The following is a 15957-nucleotide window of genomic DNA, read 5'->3' as shown; positions in this document are numbered from 1 at the left end:
AGGGTCTTCTGGCTGATCGCGCTGCCGCGCCGGAGGCTGGACCCATGACGACGACACTGATCACCGGAGCCAATAAGGGCATCGGCTACGAGACCGCCCGACAGCTCATTGCCGCAGGCCACACGGTTTACGTCGGTGCCCGCGACGCCGAGCGCGGACGCCGGGCCGCCGAGCGGCTGGGAGCCCGGTTCATCCTCCTCGACGTCACCGACGACGTCACCGTCGAGGCCGCGGCCAAGACCGTCGAGGCCGACGGCGGCCTCGACGTGCTGATCAACAACGCCGGAATCGCGAGCAGGGCCGACGCCCACAGCGTGCCCACCGCCGCGACAGTGACCGCCGACCAGACGCGGGACACCTTCGAGACGAACGTCATCGGCGTCGTCCGCGTCACCCACGCCTTCCTGCCCCTGCTGCAGCGCTCGGCCGCGCCGGTCGTGGTCAACGTCAGCGGCGGCCTGGCTTCGCTGACCAACCTCTCCGACCCCGAACATCCCACGCACTTCTACCCGGGTATCGCCTACCCGGCGTCCAAGGCCGCCGTCAACATGCTCACCGTCCAGTACGCGAAGGCGTTCCCGGAGATGCGGATCAACTCCGTCGAGCCCGGCTTCATCAAGACGGACCTCAATGACAACACCGGCACGCAGACCGTCGAGCAGGGCGCCGAGATCATCGTCCGCATGGCGCAGGTCGGTCCCGACGGCCCGACCGGGAGCTACTTCGACGCCAACGGCCCGCTGCCCTGGTAAGTCCAACCTGAGAGAGGGAACCACATGACAACGTACCCGGCACCTTCCCCGGATCTGCTCCTCGTGCACGGTGGCTGGCACGGCCCGTGGGCCTGGGACCTCCTGCTCCCGAAACTCGCCGGTACCGTGCGCACGGTGGCTCTTCCCTCGTCCGGGACCGACCCCCGCGCCCTGGGCGGCTACGCCGACGACGTCGAAGCGATCAAGACGGCCTTGGCGAAGAGCAACGACAGGCCCACCGTCGTCGTCACCCACTCAGGGAGTGGTCCCGCAGCGACCCAGGCGGTGTGCGGGCAGCGGCACGTCCTCGGCGTCGTGTACGTGGCCGCGTTCGTGACCGATGTCGGCCAGAGCGTCTCCGACCTGTTCAGCGGCCCGCCGCCGACCTGGTGGGAGCTGCATCCGGAGGAGGAATACGTCGACGCGCTCACGCCACTGTCCACTTTCTACAACGACGTGCCCGCGGACCTCGCGGAGGCCTGTGCCGCTCGGCTGACCCACCAGTCCGTCGCCGGAGGACAGGCGAAGCTGACCGACGCCGCGTGGCGCCACATGCCGACCACCTACCTCGTCTGCGACAACGACCGCACCATCCCACCGTCCGTTCAGGAGCAGATGGCGGAACACGCGGTCCGGGTCCACCACTTGCCGAGCGGGCACTCGCCGTTCCTGTCGATGCCTGACGAACTCGCCGCGGTGATCAGCCGCGAGAGTGACGAGTTCATGCGCGCCCGGGGTTCGGATTGAAGACCGGGTGGAAGCTTTCCGGTGGGGCGAGGTAGGTGGCCGGTAGCCCGCCGGTGTCGATGACGATCTGGTCGACGGCGTTCGCCGGGTCGACCATCCACAGCTTGAGAACGTGCTCGCCCGCCCGGTCCACGGTGATGCTCGTGGTCAGTTTATCGATGCCCTCGACCACGTTGCGCGACCACGCGGCGGTGGCGGAGGTGACTCCCGTGCCCTTGAGCAGGATCGGGGTGCCGGAATCGAGGCCGATGGCGAGCCGCCGGGTGCCGCGTTCGTCCAGCGAGGGCAGCCGGTACACCGTGACCGGGAAGGTGCCGGCCGCGGCGAAGCGGACGTTGTACTGGAGCTCGGGCGCCACCGTGCGGCTGTCGCCGTCGAGTCGGGCCGCGCCGAACGGCGCACCGAGGACGGCGGCACCGGAGCGGCCGAGACCGGGCACCGTCTGCCAGGTCGCCCCGGACCGCGGCACCAGCCGGTCGTAGTGCTCGGCCTCGATCGACACGTAGCCGTGTGCCTCGACGAACCCGATCGCCGTGGCCCTACCCTGCACGCCGTCGTTGGCGACCTGCAGTGGCACGGTCACGGTGGTTCCCGCGCCGGTGATGCGCACCTGCGGGCTGCTGATGCCCGGCGGGGCCGCGGCCCAGTCGACGCTGACCCAGATTCGCGCCTGGTCCGAGGTGGTCCCTGCCCTGGTGCTGACCTGCACCCAGGGGTGGCTGGTGGACGCTTGCCAGGACAGCGGGGAGAAACCGGTGTTGAAGACGTCGATGAACCGCCGGTTCCGGGTGTAGGAGGAGAACGTCAGGGGCCGGGCGACGCCGGTCTCGTTGCCCTCGGCGGCCACTCCGAGCCCCACGGCGTTCGTCCGGGTACGCCTTGTCACGGCGGGCACCCGCGGCGCCTTGGGGACGTTGACCGGGTACGGGTTGATGATCTCTTTCCACTTGCCCCCGGCGATCGCGGTGTTGTAGCGGCGGGTCAACGCCTCCTCGTCGGCCTGGGCCCGCTCGGCGAGGTCGGCGAAGACGTTCACCCCGGCCCCACGGCCCTGCTTGACCGCGAGCGCGTTGCGGTCGGCGCACACGAACTTCAGGTTCATCAGGTACGCACCGGTCAGCGGATACAGCAGCAACTCGAAGAAAGCGTCCTGATAGGACGACGGCAGCTGCCGGCCCACCGCCTCGGCGCGGTCGATCAGGCTGCGGTACGCCGTCATCCGCCGGTCCGCCTCGTCGCCGTGGTGGACGAGGGAGAAGACGCCGCTCTGGATGAACTCGGGGCGCAGCGCCGCGGCCAGCTCGTAGTAGCCCTGCCGGATCTCGGCGATCTCCCGGGCGTACGCGGCGCCGAACTGGCGACCGGCCCACTCGGCCAGCCGGGGCTGCACGTCCTCCGCGCGCCACCGGTCGATGTCCCAGGCGAGCTCCATCGCCAGCGACAGCCCGGTCTCCTGCGACTTCAGGTCGCCCACGTTGACGATCCAGGTGTGGCGGACCCCGTTGTCGTAGGCCCGGCGCAGCTCCTGCCAGATCTTGGCCGGCGCCGTGGTGTCGAGCCACAGGTAGCTTTTCGGCGATCCCCAGTAGGAGATGTGGTAGTACAGGCCGTTGCCGCCGGAGCGCTGCCGCTCGGCCGCCGTGGGCAGCTGCCGCATGTTCCCGTGGTTGTCGTCCGGCCAGATCAGCGTCACGTCGTCGGGCACGCGCACCCCGGCGTTGTAGAGGTCGAGCACCTCCTTGTACGGGATGAAGATCTGCGGCACGGCACCGGCCGCCGGGGCGACCTCTTCGGCCAGGATCCGGCGCTGCTGGGTGATGATGTCGTTCATCACCGCGACCCGCTCGGCCGTGGTCTTGGCGTTCTTGGTGACCAGGCCCGAATCGTGGATGCCGCGCATGCCGACGGTCCAGACGTTTTCGTACCGGGCGTTCGCTTTCGCCCGGGCCCGCCAGTAGTCCAGGATCGTCTTCGGGTTGACCGTGTAGTCGTACTCCGGGAGGCTGCCGTCCGGGTTGCGGTGCGCCTGCGCCCACGGCTGCCACTCGAACACGTTGTTGCGCAGCAACGCCTCCGGGTGGCTGGAACCGACGACGATGCCGTACTCGTCGGCCAGGCGCGGGTTGTCGGGGTACTTGTTGAAGTGGTCCGACTCGGGGTGCATGGCTGGCCACAGGTAGTTCGCCATGAGCCGCAGCATCAGTTCGAAGATCCGGGTGTAGGTGACCGGCCCGATGTGCTTGCCGGGCTCCTCCGTCCGGTACGCCCACTGCGACAGGTTGTCCTCGTCGTTGAGGAAGATGCCGCGGTACCGGATCGCCGGCTCGCGCCGCTTCTCCGTGGCCAGCGGCAGGGTCACCGTGTCGCGGTGTGGCACCGGCACGTCGGCCCACCAGTACCACGGGGAGACGCCGATGCGCTCGGACAGGTCGTAGACGCCGTAGACGGTGCCGCGCCGGTCGCTGCCGGCGATGACCAGCGCGCGGTCGACCCCGGCGATCGGCGCGTCGACGACCTGGGTCACCGACGCCTCCCAGCGCCCGGCGACCTCGGCGACGTCGAGGCGGCCGGACGCGACGAGCTTGTCGATGACCGGGCTGCGGCCGATCGTGCCGATCAGCACCGCCGTGCGAGACAGCCCGGCGGTGCGGTTGGTCAGGATGGGGAGCACACCACTGACCCGCTCGACGTCCGCCTGCAGGTCGCCCGCCACGCGGCGGACGGCCACGTCGTCGGCCGCGTCGACGAACACATCGGCGGCGACACCGCCCGCGACCAGGGGAAAGCCGTCACCCGCGGCGGAGGCCGGCTCGGCGGCGAGCAAGGCCGCAGCGGCAGGGGTCAGCGGTAGCGCGCCCACAGCGGCCAGCCCCCGTAGGAACGACCGGCGGGACGGCACGAACGCGTCGTCATCCGGATGGCTCGACGGCTTGGCGATCACGGGCGTATTCCCTTCGGTATGGCTACTTGGCGGCGCTGCAGCTGGAAATGCTGATCACATCGAGCCGTCGAATGGCAATCCGTGCCGACGAGGTTACTTTGAATTTAAGAACCACGCAGGTCGGATGTCAATACTTTCGCTGAATTCGACGATCGATTCGCCCGGGCGCCGTCGCGCCGGTAAAGCGTGGGGTAGCGGAAAAGTCGGCATGGTTCAGAGAGGCCTGGGATCGGTTCGGCTGAACTCTGTGCCGTCGTTCGAAGAATCTTTTCGGGCATGCGCAGATTTCCGCCGACGTCGGACACGTAGCGATGACATCGCACGGCGCGCCCGCGTGGCGGGGAAAACCGTCAGTGGAACGACTCGGGACACCGTCAAACCGGAATCGTCGGTTCGGTGGCGAGCGGATCGCCCGAACGGCCAACACAACACCCGCAACGGCCAACTCGCCCGGGTTCTCGAGCGTGTTGGCCGTTCCGGCCGCCGAGTTGGCCGCTCCGGTCGGCACGAACCCCGGAAGGCTCCTGGCCGAGGTGCACGGCGCGCATGGCTACCTGATCAACTCCTTCCTCTCTCCCGCGGCGAACCACCGCACCGACGCCTACGGCGGCACCTTCGAGAACCGCCTGCGCTTCCCGCTCGAGGTGGTCGACGCCGTCCGGGCCGTGTGGCCCGAACACCTGCCGGTGTTCTTCCGCACCTCCGCCACCGACTGGCTGAGCGAGAACCCGTCGGACGCGCGCGAAGGCTGGACCGGTGAGGACACCGTCCGGCTCGCCAAGGAGCTCCAGGCCCGCGGCGTCGACCTTCTCGACGTCTCGACCGGTGGCATGGCCCGCGATGCCAAGATCCCGGCCGGCCCCGGTTACCAGGTGTCCTTCGCGACCCAGGCCCGCAACGCCACCGGCATCCCCACCGGCGCGGTCGGACTGATCACCGAGCCACAGCAGGCCGAGGAAATCGTCGCCACGGGCCGGGCCGACGCCGTGTTCCTCGGCCGCGAACTGCTCCGCAATCCGTACTGGCCTCGGCACGCCGCGCTCACCCTCGGCGCTGAGCCGGGCTGGCCGGACCAATACGGCTACGTCCTGCGCCGACGCGCCCAGGGATGAGTCACGATCGCCGCCGAAGAACCCGATGCGCGACCTTTCTGCGGGGTTCCGGAGCCGTCGCGTGGGCCGGTCAGGTGGGGGTCACTTCCGGTTCCACTTCTGGTTGCCGGCGCCGCTGCACGTCCACAGCTGCACTCGGGTCCCGTTCGCGGTGCCCGCGCCGGTGACGTCCAGGCAGAGCCCGGATGAGCGGCCGACGACGGTTCCGTCGGCGGTGAGGTTCCACTGCTGGTTGGCGCCACCGGTGCAGTCCCAGATCCGGACCGCCGTGCCCGGAGCCGGGGCTTGACCGGGCACGTCGAGGCACTTGGTGCCGTAGACCTGCAACGCGCCGTTCGGCAGCTGGGTCCACTGCTGGTTGGCGCGGCCGGTGCAGTCCCAGATGTTCAGGAGGGTGCCGTTGGCGGTGGCCGCTCCGGGCACGTCCAGGCACCGGTTGGACCCGACGCCGCGCAGCACCCCGGCGGTGCCGCCGCCGTTGTCGTTCAGTCCCCAGCCGTAGCGGAGCCGGTCGAGCCCGGACTGGTTGGTGACGGTCAGCGAGAGGTTGGTGCCCGTGCCGGTGAGGGAGGTGATCGCACAGGAGGCGTTGAAGCACGGGCCCGGGCCGGAGGTCTGGTCGGCTCGTTTGACTCCCGTCCACAGCAACGATCCCATGCCCAGGCTGCGCACGGTGTCGGTGAGTGCGTAGTAGTAGGAGACGTTGTTGGTGCCGTCGCGGGGGCCGTTGTAGTTGACGCCGGTGGTCATGGGCACGCCGAACTCGGTGAGCACGGCGCGGTCGGCGTAGCCGCACAGGCGGCCCTTGAAGCTGGCGATCCAGTCGGCCTCGGTGGGGTGGGTCTCCCCGCCCAGGGTGTACATGTGGATCGACAGCAGGGTGCCCTTCAACCGTGGGTCGGCGCCCACCGCGCACAGGTCGATGTCCGACCACAGGCCGGGAATGACCATCCGGCCACGGGGCACGGCGGGATAGCGCGCCAGCCAGGCGGCGGCGAGGTCGGTCAGTTCGGTGGCGCTGTACCCCCAGGGCTCGTTGAGGAGGTCGAAGGAGAACCGGCTGTTGCCGCCGTACTTGGCGATGACGGTGTCCCACATCGCGTAGAAGGCGTTCATGTTCGTGATCCGGCCACTGCCCGGCTGCGTCCAGGGGGCGATCATGACGTTCATCCCGAGTGCGGCGGCCGCGTCGTAGGCCGCCACGAGGCTGTTCCACCAGGACGACGAGGTGGTCTCCGGGTTGATGCCGAAGCGGATCGTGTTGGCGCCCAGGTTCTGGAAGCCCCTGAGGATCGGCGTGGCCTTCGCGTAGGTGGTCGCATAGCTGTCCGATGTGGACAGTCCGATGGGGACGTTCGGGTCGGTCAGGTAGTTGTCCCGGTAATCGGCCCAGTTCACCCCGTGGAACTGGTTGGTAGCGCCCTGCGCCGGCGTACCGGTCCCGGCCTGGATGCCGAGGCAGCCCAGCACCAGGGCGAGGACCAGCCCGATCGAGGCGGTACGCCGCGGCCGGTGTCCGGTTGGTCTCATCTTTCCTCCGGTCACGGGGTTCCGTTGGGGTTTTGGCTGAGCAGGTGGGCCTTGAAGCCCTCGCCGACGCCGGGCTCGGGCGTTCCGTTCCAGTCCTTGATGAGCACGGCACCGGTGCTGCAGCCCCACGGGTTCCAGGTCCACGCGAGGTAGCTCACGGAGTGCGCGTCGGCCCAGTCCACCAGCCGCTGCATGTAGTCGAAGCCGCAGTTGTCCTGGCCGAACTCGCCGAGCACGACCGGGACTTGCTGGGCGAGCGGGGCGACCTGGCTGTCCCAGCAGGATTCGGTGGCGCAGGCGTTGAAGCTGTAGGCGTGCCAGGACGCCGCGATGTTGTTCACCGGGTCGATCGGCTTGTGGGTCAGCCACTCCCGCATGTCGTTGGCCCACTCCAGGCCGCCCAGCATGAGGACGTTGGTCGCGCCGGTGCCTCGCACCGCGTCGACGAGGTCCTGCATTCCGGCGGTTTCGTAGGGAAGGCCGGTGCAGGTGCCGCCATCCCGCCAGCACTGCCAGCCCAGGGTCTTGTTCCAGTCGCTGCCGATCTCCGGATATGGCTCGTTGAACAGGTCGAAGACGACGGCGTTGTTGCCCTTGAACGCGGTGGCGACGCCGGCCCAGAACTGCGGGGAATACCGTGCGTCCGGCATCGGTTTCTGGCACGTCGCGTGCTCGTCCTTGCAGTGCCAGTCCGGCCCGTTCGCGTAGGCGCCCCAGGTCCAGTGCAGGTCGAGGATCACATTGATGCCGTTCGCCGTCAGCCGATCCACGTAGTCCTTGACGTTCTGCTGGTAGGTGGCGCCGCCGGGTGAGCCGTTGACGCCCAGCCAGCACTCCTCGTTCAACGGGATCCGCACCGCGTGGATGTTCCAGGTCTTCATCGCGTTCACCGACGCCTGGTCCACCGGACCGTCCCACATGCCCTTGCCCTGCACACAGGCGAACTCGCCGCTGGAACGGCTCACGCCCAGCAGTCGGTACGGCTCGCCTTTCGCGGTGACGATCTTGTTGCCGGAGACGTGCAGCGCCGGTGCGGCACCGACCGGGGGAGTGGTCGTCGTGGTGGTGGTCGGCGTGGTGGTCGTCGGCGGGGTGGTGCCGGTGCACGCGGCGCCGTTGACGGCGAAGTCCGTAGGCTTGGCGTTGGTGCCGCGGTAGGAGAAGTTCGCTCCCGCGCTGACGCTGCCGCCCGCCGGGACGGTGCCGTTCCAGCTCAGGTTGGTCACGGTGACCCGCTTGCCCGACTGGGACCAGGTGCCGTTCCAGCCGTTCTGTAGGGTCTGGTTGCCGGCGTAGGTGTAGGTCAGCGTCCAGCCGTTGACCGCCGACGAACCGAGGTTGGCAACGGTCACCTTGGCGCCGAACCCGCTGCCCCAGTCGTTGGCCGTGTAGTCGACCCGGCACGCGAAAGCGCCCGCCGCGCTCGCGTCACTCGCCCACGACCCGCCCGCTACCGCCATCAGTGTCGTGCACGCGATGGACCCCACGGCGGCCAACGCGGCGAGCGCGGGGCGGCGGTTTCTGACTCTTTCCGGCATCAGAGCTCTGCCTCCCAGGTGGTGCCGCTGGAAGAGGCATCGGTGCGGAGGCGGTCACGGGCGACGGTGTCGGCGTACAGGCCCCAGCGCATCCAGTCCACGAAGGTGTTGCGGGCGCGGGAGTCCCTGAAGTAGCTGCTGTGGTCCGCGCCACGCATGGTGAGAAACGCCTTGGGCCGCGGCAGTTCGTTGTAGGCCTGGCGGGCGGAGGAGTAGGGGCAGAGCTGGTCTCGATCCCCGTGGATGAACAGGACCTTGGCCTTGACCGAGGGGGCCGGGTTGCCCATGTCCACACAGGACATCGCGACCGCCGCGGTGATCCGCGGGTCCGGGGCGACGGTGAGCAGGGAGTGCGTGGTCATCCCGCCCATCGAGTAGCCGTACACGCCTACGCCCGGGGTGGCGTTGATGTGGCCCTTCAGCGGGTCGTTGGCCGTGTTGAGTGCCAAGGTCCGGGTGATGGCCTCGGAGACGTCCCGGCCCAGGTTGCCGTTGTAGGTGTCGCCGATGTTCGCGTTGCGGAAGTACGGTGCCGGCACGATGAAGCCCGCCGCGGCCAGCGGCTGGATGTGCGACAGGGAACCCTGCGGGCTGCCGCCGCTGCCGTGGGTGTATTCGCAGACGGGGAACACGCCGTCGGCGACGGGTGCGTTGGTGACAGGTCCGCCGCCGGGCGTGCCCTTGGCCGGGTAGTACACGTAGGTGGTGATCGGGCGGTTGCCGCGGGTCCAGTTGTACTGGCGGACGCCCACGGCGAACGTGGTGGTCGGTGCGCCCAGCGGGTTGACGGTGGCGAGTGCTTGTCCCGCGCCGAGCAGGCCGAGGCCGAGGCCTGCCGCTCCGGCCGCGCCGACACGCAGGAAGGTACGTCGTTGCATGGTCATGGCTGACTCCGTGTTCTGCAAAGAGACGAAGTGCTGAGATCGGGACTGGTGGCGGTCGCGAATTTCCGCTAGAGCTGTGCTTCCCAGGTGGTGCCGCTGGAGGAGGCATCGGTCCGGAGGCGGTCACGGGCGACGGTGTCGGCGTACAGGCTCCAGCGCATCCAGTCGACGATCGTGTTGCGGGTGCGGGAGTCGCCGAAGTAGTTGCCGTGATCTCCGCCGCGGAAGGTGAGGAACGCCTTGGGGCGGGCCAGTTCGTTGTAGGCCTGGCGGGCGGAAGAGTAGGGACAGGTGTTGTCCCGGTCGCCGTGGACGAACAGGACCTTGGCCTTGACCGAGGGGGCCGGGTTGCCCATGTCCACACAGGCCAGCGGGATCGCGGCGGTGATCCGCGGGTCCGGTGCGATGGTGAGCAGGGAGTGGGTGGTCATGCCGCCCATCGAGTGGCCGTACGCGCCTACACCGGCCGTGGTGTTGATGTGGCCCTTCAGCGGGTCGTTGGCCGTGTTGAGCGCCAAGGTCCGGGTGATGACCTCGGAGACGTCCCGGCCGAGGTTGCCGTTGTAGGTGTCACCGATGCCGGCGCTGCCGAAGTGCGGTCCTGGCACGATGAAGCCCGCCGCGGCCATGGGCCGGATGATCGCCAGTGCCCCCTGCGGGCTGCCGCCGAGGCCGTGGGTGTACTCGCAGACGGGGAACACGCCGTCGGCGACGGGTGCGTTGGTGACGGGGTTGCCGCCGGGCGTGCCCTTGGCGGGGTAGTAGACGGAGGTGGTGATCGGGCGGTTGCCGCGCATCCAGTTGTACTGGCGGACGCCCACGGCGAAGGTCGTGGTCGGCGCGCCCAGCGGCGTGATGGTGGCGAGTGCCGGTCCCGCGCCGAGCAGGCCGAGGCCGAGGCCTGCCGCTCCGGCCGCGCCGACACGCAGGAAGGTACGTCGTTGCATGGTCATGGACGACTCCGTGGGTGGGGGTGGTGGTGGATTGTCACGCCGGGATCAGCTGCCACTGCTGGTTGGCGCCGCCGGTGGCGGTCCACTGCACGACCGCGGCACCGTCGGCGGTCGAATTGCCGTACACGTCGGCCGCCAGCCCGCTTTCGTAGCCGACGATGGTGTAGTACCCGTCGCCCGTCGGCCGCAGGTACCACTGCTGGTTGGTGGCGCCGGTGGGGGTCCACTGCTGCAACTGCACCCCGGTTGCCGTGGAGTGTCCGTTGACGTCGAGCACCTTGCCGGTCGGGGTGTAGCGCAGGGTGTAGGTGCCGCCCTGAGCGGCGCTGACGGCCCAGGGCGCGGTTCCGGACTGCTGGACGGCCTTGGCACCGTCGGCGGTGGAGCCGGCGGCGATGGCCAGCGGCTTGCCGCTGTGGCGGGCGACGATGCGGTAGTTGCCCGGTGCCGGGCCGGCACTGCCGAGGGCGAAGTACTGCACCGAGTCGCGGAACGTGGTGATCCCGGACTTGGTGGTCGACAGGACGAGATACACCCGTGAGCCGCCGGCCGGAGCCTTGAACGACACGTTGTGCGCCGTCCGGGCGCCCAGGGGGATGGTGAGGGTCGTGCTCCCGGACGCGACCTCCGTCCCGGTAGGACTGTCGAGCCGCGCGCTCCAGTCGAGTCCCACCGCGGTGCCGCTGAAATCGTCGTTGAACACGGTGATGGTGCGGCTGATCGTGCTGCCGGCGGAGTAGGTGCCCACCGCTTGCGGGAGCGGGAAGGTGGCGTTCGAGTCCGATGCGCCGGAGGCCGACCAGTAGGGCAGGTCGATCGCGGCGACCGGGTTGAACGCCGCCTGGACCCGCTGGACCACCGAGTTGCTCCACGGGTCAGGCAGGTTGTCGGCCCCGTAGACCGGGGGGCGGTTCTCCTCGGTGAGGAAGTCGGTGGTCCGCACCCCCGGAACGAAGCCGGCCCAGGCGGAGAGCAAGGTGTACGGGCGCAGGTCGTCGGCGTCCTTGCCGCGCTTGGCGACGGTTGTCGTACCGAACCACAGGAAGCCCTGTTTGGTGCTGCACGCCGGCCAGAGGTACTCGCCCTCGCCGTCGGGCCTTCCGGCCACCGGACGCACGGCCTCCCCGTACTTGCTGTTTCCGTCGAGGTAGTGCGGGAAAATGGCGAAGTTGGGATAGTTCATGTTCGGGTACCGGCTGGGCGCATCGCCGCCGGGGGAGGCGTCGATGCTGATCGGCCGGGTGCCGTCGTTGCCGTTCATCGCTGCATAGAGGGCTTGCTCGAGACTCTCGGAGTCATCGGTGAAGTTCGGTTCGTTGATCTGGCTCCACCGGACGACCGCAGGGTGGTTGCGGTCGCGCAGGACGAGGTCGCGGGCGTGGTTCACGTTGTACTGGCGACCGGCGGCCAGGTCCTGGGCCCAGCCACGGATAGCGGTCTCGTCGATGATCATCAGACCCAGCTCGTCGGCCACGTCGAGCATGTACGGGCTGGCCGGCTCCTGGTGGATCCGCACGACGTTGTAGTTGAGCCGCTGGTAGTTGTCGACCGCCTGCGGCCAGCCGCCGTTGCCTGCCGAGGGTGGGAGGAAGCCGGGCAGCGTGTCGTAGGCGTCGCCCTTGCCGCCGTTGTTGATCCGGTCGTAGTCGGCGCCCTGCAGGCTGTCGCCGCGATAGTTCACCCGCACGCCGTTGAGGTAGTAGTGCTCGCCGTTCTGGGTGCTTTCCCGGAAGCCGAACCGGTAGCTCGCGTCGCTGGTGCGGCCGTCGTCCGTCGCCGCGTGCACCGACAGGGTGTGCAGCTGGGCGCGGTACCCGGCGCGGTAGGGCACGTTGGGCCACCAGTACGAGGCGGCACCGAGGTCCCACGCCACCGGCCCGACCGTCACCTTGGCGGTCGAGCGGGCGGCCACGGTGACCGTGCGGCTGGGCAGCGCCGGGTAGCTGAACGACGCACCGGTGTCCGAGGCGAGCGATCCGGTCAGGGTTACGGTCCGGCCGGCGGCCGAGGTGTTCGTGACGGATACGTCGTAAGTGAGAGTCCGGTCGGCGACGGAAGTGCGGACGAACGCGTCGCTGACGTACACGGCCGGATAAACCCGCAGGACCGCCGAGCGGAAAATGCCCTGCGGTACCGCCTCCGACCACTCGGCGGCCTGGGGGACGAGGTATTTGCCCGCCGCCGTCTTCAACGCCCCCCGGCCCTTGACGGCCACGCTGATCGTGTGGGTCGTGCCGGGGGCGGCATAGGCGCTGATGTCGAAGTGGGACGGCGTGAACGAGGTGGTCTGGGTGGCGACGACCCGGCCGTCCACCGACAGGGTCGCCTGGTGGTTGACGGCACCGAACTCGATCCAGGTGGACTGCGGTTGTCCCGCGTCCGGCACGGTGACGGTGCGGGAGTACACCGCCTCGTTCACGTCGGTGAAGCCCTGTTTGTACCAGCCACCACCGGGCACCGCGATCGAAGTCGTCGCCCGGCCCGCCGGGGTGAAGCTCCACCTTCCGGCCAGGTCGACCGAGGTGATCGCCGCATTGCCCGCGGTGGCCCCGTTGACGTCGGCTGGGGCCACCGGCTCGGCGCTTGCCGGTGCCGCCGAAGCCTGCAGGCCCCCGCTCCCCGCGCCGAGCACGACCGCGAGCAGTGACACGAGTGCGAAACGCGCTCTCATCTTTCCTCCATGGCGGGTGCGGAGTTCCGGTTACCTGAGGTTGGGCACTTCGTCGCGGGTGACGACGTAGGGGCTGGTGAAGGTGGTCCTGAGGTAGCCGGGGTCCTGGCCGGTGATCCAGGTGCCGTTCCAGGTCATGAACAGGACCCATCGGGTGCTGGTGGACTGAAGCCGGGCCGGGTCGGGGATGGCGCCGTTCTCGTGCAGGGCGATCGGGATCGTCGCGCCGACGACGCCGCGGGTGGAGTTGAACAGCGACGTCAGCGGACCGCGGTCGTTGACGTAGGTGTCCGCGCCACCGACGTCCACATAGGACTTCCCGGGGTAGAACGCGGAGTTCGGCTCGCCGTTGGACGGCCACAGCCACACCAGGTTGTGGATGCCCTTGACGTTGACGAAGTAGTTGAACTGGAACTTCCACAGCCGCTGGTACTGCGCGCCGCCCTCCTTGCTCCACCAGAACCAGGTGCCACCGGCCTCGTGGTACGGCCGCCACAGTACGGCGACGTTCTGGGACTGCAGGCGCAGCAACTGGCTCGCCGCCTCATCCAGTTCGGCGGTGTAGGAGGTGTACTCGCGGGTGCCGGGGGTGAGGGTGTTGTTGATCGACGCGGTCCCGCCGTAGTTGCAGCGGCTGGTGGCCGGCGCGCCGACGTGCCACCCGATCATCGGGATGCCTCCGGCGTTCCACCAGGCGGCTGCCCGGTCGACGGCGCCGGGGCGGTCACACATGTCCAGCCCGCGGATCGCCGGGGTCTTGCCGGTGTTGGTGTAGAGGAAATTGAACTCGTTCTCGCTGCCGTTGGTTTCCTGCTGGCCCGAGACGATGTGGTTGCCGTACTGGCTGTAGAGGTAGCACAGCAGGCGGCGGGCCTGCGGGGTGGCGTTCGGATCCACCGTTGCGACGTTGCAATCACCGCCGCCGCCACCCCCGCCGTTGAACGCCCACCGCTGGTTGCTCTGCCCGCTGCAGTTCCACAGCACCACGGCCGCGCCGTTCGCCGTCGCGGCCCCCGACACGTCCAGGCACAGCCCGGATGCCACACCGGTGATCGTGGTGTCGGCGTTGAGTCGCCACTTCTGGTTCTGCCCGCCGGTGCAGTTCCCGATCTCCACCTTCGTGCCGGCAGTCGTCTGGTTGTCGTGTGCTGCCAAGCACATCGTCCCGTTGTAGACGCGTAGTTCCCCGGCCGGCGTGGTCGCCCAGTTCTGGTTGGCGCCGCCGTGGCAGTCCCAGAGCTCCACCGCGGTTCCGGCGGCCTGGCTCGCTCCGGTCACGTCCAGGCAGCGGCCGGAACCGGCGCCGACGAGCGTGCCGCTGGTCGCTGCCGACGCGGCGGGAGCGACCAGCAGGGTCGCGCCCACCAGGGCGGTGGCCGACAGCGCACCGAGCCACCGGCTTCGACGTCTCGGCGGGGCGGTGGGAACAGGATTCATCGTCTCCTCCAAGCACTGCGTTGTGCGGAGTACTGCCTTGGCGGGCTCGTGGGTGCCCGGACCCACCAATCGGGTGGGAGGCGACTTGCGACGTTACAATTGATCTTCACCGGAGAGCCGGTTTGGTAACGGCCGGTGTCATGACCGTACCGCCGAAAAACACCGTCCGGCAATACCCCTCTGCTGTTTACTTCGGACGGGCAGCGAGGCGAAGGACTGGACGGCGCAACGGAAACAGCGGCATCGGAACCAGGCAGCGGAGCCGAATGCGCGAAGAGCGTGCTCGGTCAGCCGCCGGTGGCGGGGGGCGCGGTGGAGGCACGCACGACCAGTTCCGGGGTGAACCGGATTTCCTGGTGCTGGTGGCCGGGACGGTCCTCGGCCAGGAGCAGCTCGGCGGCGGCGCGGCCGAGCTGGTACTTGGGCTGGCGGACGGTCGTCAGTGCGGGGGAGAGCTGCTCCGCGAACTGGACGTCGTCGTACCCGACCACCGACATCTGCGCGGGCACCGGAATGCCGTGCCGGCGTAAACCGCGCAGCATTCCCAAAGCGACGACGTCGTTGAAGCAGATGACCGCGGTCGGGCACGGCGATACCGCGAGCACCTGATCGACGACGGAGTCGGCCACATCGACCGTGCACGGCTCGGGCACCGGGATTTCGACCAGCGTCGAGGACGCGTCCAATCCGGCCTTCCGCATCGACCGGCGTATTCCCTCCCCCCGGTCTCGCAGCGACCGGATGCCTGCCTGGCTGCCCAGGAAGGCGATCCGCCGGTGTCCGAGCGCAAGGAGGTGGTCGGCGGCCAGGCCGCCGCCGTGCACGTCGTCGACGGCGACCGCGCAGAGGTCGGCACCTGCCCGGGGATGGTCGACCAGGACCACCGGTGTGCCGCGCGCGCTGAGGTGCACCAGCCGGTCCAGCCGCGAACCGGACGGGTTGACGAGGATGCCGCGAACACCCAGTTCCTCCATCATGCGCAGGTAATTGTTCTCCTGGGCGGCGCGCACGTCGGTGCTGCCGACGATGAGCAGGCAGCCGGCTTCGGTGAGCCGGTCCTCGATGCCCCGGGAGACCTCGGCGAAGAACGGGTTGGCGGTGTCCAGCAGCAGGCAGCCGGCGATCGTGCTCGGCGCGCCGCGCAGCTGGCGGGCCGCGCCGTTGCGGACGTAGCCCACCTCGGCCATGGCGTCCTCCACCCGGCGCCGGGTGCTCGTGGCCACGACATCCGGGTTGTTCAGCACGTTGCTCACGGTGGAGGTGGACACGCGCGCGGCGGCGGCGACCTGCCGGATACTCGCCCGGCGTGACCGTTGCGGGCTGCCACCCTCGTCCTGCCCCATTCACCCACCTTATTACCCGGCGATCGATCGGGGCGGAGGTGGCGTGCCG

11 protein-coding genes are annotated in these 15957 nt (G+C 69.2%); 3 read left to right on the top strand and 8 right to left on the bottom strand.

Annotation, left to right across the window (positions count from 1 at the left end):
* Positions 1-44: 44 nt before the first annotated feature.
* A complete protein-coding gene (locus ACLJQF_RS12055; RefSeq protein ID WP_410608353.1) occupies positions 45-752 on the top strand; it encodes an SDR family oxidoreductase in 708 nt (235 codons plus the stop codon).
* A gap of 24 nt (positions 753-776) precedes the next feature.
* The gene (locus ACLJQF_RS12050) at positions 777-1499 is read left to right on the top strand and encodes an alpha/beta fold hydrolase (protein ID WP_410608352.1); all 723 of its coding nucleotides are present in this window, start codon (positions 777-779) and stop codon (positions 1497-1499) included.
* On the opposite strand, the gene ACLJQF_RS12045 is transcribed toward ACLJQF_RS12050, so the two are convergent.
* Positions 1474-4440 carry a glycosyl hydrolase 115 family protein gene (locus ACLJQF_RS12045; protein WP_410608351.1) on the bottom strand — a complete coding sequence of 989 codons (2967 nt, stop codon included), beginning with the start codon at positions 4438-4440 and terminating at the stop codon, positions 1474-1476. The two genes, ACLJQF_RS12050 and ACLJQF_RS12045, sit on opposite strands and share 26 nt — an antisense overlap.
* Positions 4441-4904: 464 nt before the next feature.
* Here ACLJQF_RS12045 and ACLJQF_RS12040 point away from each other — a divergent pair, with 464 nt between their 5' ends.
* A complete protein-coding gene (locus ACLJQF_RS12040; protein WP_410608350.1) occupies positions 4905-5552 on the top strand; it encodes a hypothetical protein in 648 nt (215 codons plus the stop codon).
* Between the two features lie 81 nt (positions 5553-5633).
* On the opposite strand, the gene ACLJQF_RS12035 is transcribed toward ACLJQF_RS12040, so the two are convergent.
* The 7 genes from ACLJQF_RS12035 to ACLJQF_RS12005 form a co-directional block, all read right to left on the bottom strand.
* A complete protein-coding gene (locus ACLJQF_RS12035) occupies positions 5634-7082 on the bottom strand; it encodes a ricin-type beta-trefoil lectin domain protein (RefSeq protein WP_410608349.1) in 1449 nt (482 codons plus the stop codon).
* 11 nt (positions 7083-7093) lie between these two features.
* A complete protein-coding gene (locus tag ACLJQF_RS12030) occupies positions 7094-8620 on the bottom strand; it encodes a cellulase family glycosylhydrolase (RefSeq protein ID WP_410608348.1) in 1527 nt (508 codons plus the stop codon).
* A complete protein-coding gene (locus tag ACLJQF_RS12025) occupies positions 8620-9504 on the bottom strand; it encodes an alpha/beta hydrolase family protein (RefSeq protein WP_410608347.1) in 885 nt (294 codons plus the stop codon). The genes ACLJQF_RS12030 and ACLJQF_RS12025 overlap by 1 nt, the downstream gene beginning before the upstream one ends.
* A 68-nt stretch (positions 9505-9572) precedes the next feature.
* The gene (locus tag ACLJQF_RS12020) at positions 9573-10457 is read right to left on the bottom strand and encodes an alpha/beta hydrolase family protein (protein ID WP_410608346.1); all 885 of its coding nucleotides are present in this window, start codon (positions 10455-10457) and stop codon (positions 9573-9575) included.
* Between the two features lie 34 nt (positions 10458-10491).
* Positions 10492-13128 carry an RICIN domain-containing protein gene (locus ACLJQF_RS12015; protein ID WP_410608345.1) on the bottom strand — a complete coding sequence of 879 codons (2637 nt, stop codon included), beginning with the start codon at positions 13126-13128 and terminating at the stop codon, positions 10492-10494.
* A gap of 30 nt (positions 13129-13158) precedes the next feature.
* Positions 13159-14565: a glycosyl hydrolase gene (locus ACLJQF_RS12010; RefSeq protein ID WP_410608344.1), complete on the bottom strand. Its 1407-nt coding sequence runs from the start codon at positions 14563-14565 to the stop codon at positions 13159-13161.
* A gap of 287 nt (positions 14566-14852) precedes the next feature.
* Positions 14853-15908: a LacI family DNA-binding transcriptional regulator gene (locus tag ACLJQF_RS12005; RefSeq protein WP_410608343.1), complete on the bottom strand. Its 1056-nt coding sequence runs from the start codon at positions 15906-15908 to the stop codon at positions 14853-14855.
* Positions 15909-15957: the final 49 nt, after the last annotated feature.

It is taken from the genome of Amycolatopsis sp. lyj-109 (genome assembly GCF_046548995.1).
Taxonomy (GTDB): Bacteria; Actinomycetota; Actinomycetes; order Mycobacteriales; family Pseudonocardiaceae; genus Amycolatopsis.
This window is presented reverse-complemented; position numbering and strand designations above follow the sequence as displayed.

Coding starts and splice junctions, on each gene's coding strand:
- ACLJQF_RS12055 (WP_410608353.1), top strand. CDS start 45: ATGACGACGACACTGATCACCGGAGCCAATAAGGGCATCGGCTACGAG.
- ACLJQF_RS12030 (WP_410608348.1), bottom strand. CDS start 8,620: ATGCCGGAAAGAGTCAGAAACCGCCGCCCCGCGCTCGCCGCGTTGGCC.
- ACLJQF_RS12010 (WP_410608344.1), bottom strand. CDS start 14,565: ATGAATCCTGTTCCCACCGCCCCGCCGAGACGTCGAAGCCGGTGGCTC.
- ACLJQF_RS12020 (WP_410608346.1), bottom strand. CDS start 10,457: ATGACCATGCAACGACGTACCTTCCTGCGTGTCGGCGCGGCCGGAGCG.
- ACLJQF_RS12050 (WP_410608352.1), top strand. CDS start 777: ATGACAACGTACCCGGCACCTTCCCCGGATCTGCTCCTCGTGCACGGT.
- ACLJQF_RS12005 (WP_410608343.1), bottom strand. CDS start 15,908: ATGGGGCAGGACGAGGGTGGCAGCCCGCAACGGTCACGCCGGGCGAGT.
- ACLJQF_RS12025 (WP_410608347.1), bottom strand. CDS start 9,504: ATGACCATGCAACGACGTACCTTCCTGCGTGTCGGCGCGGCCGGAGCG.
- ACLJQF_RS12035 (WP_410608349.1), bottom strand. CDS start 7,082: ATGAGACCAACCGGACACCGGCCGCGGCGTACCGCCTCGATCGGGCTG.
- ACLJQF_RS12015 (WP_410608345.1), bottom strand. CDS start 13,128: ATGAGAGCGCGTTTCGCACTCGTGTCACTGCTCGCGGTCGTGCTCGGC.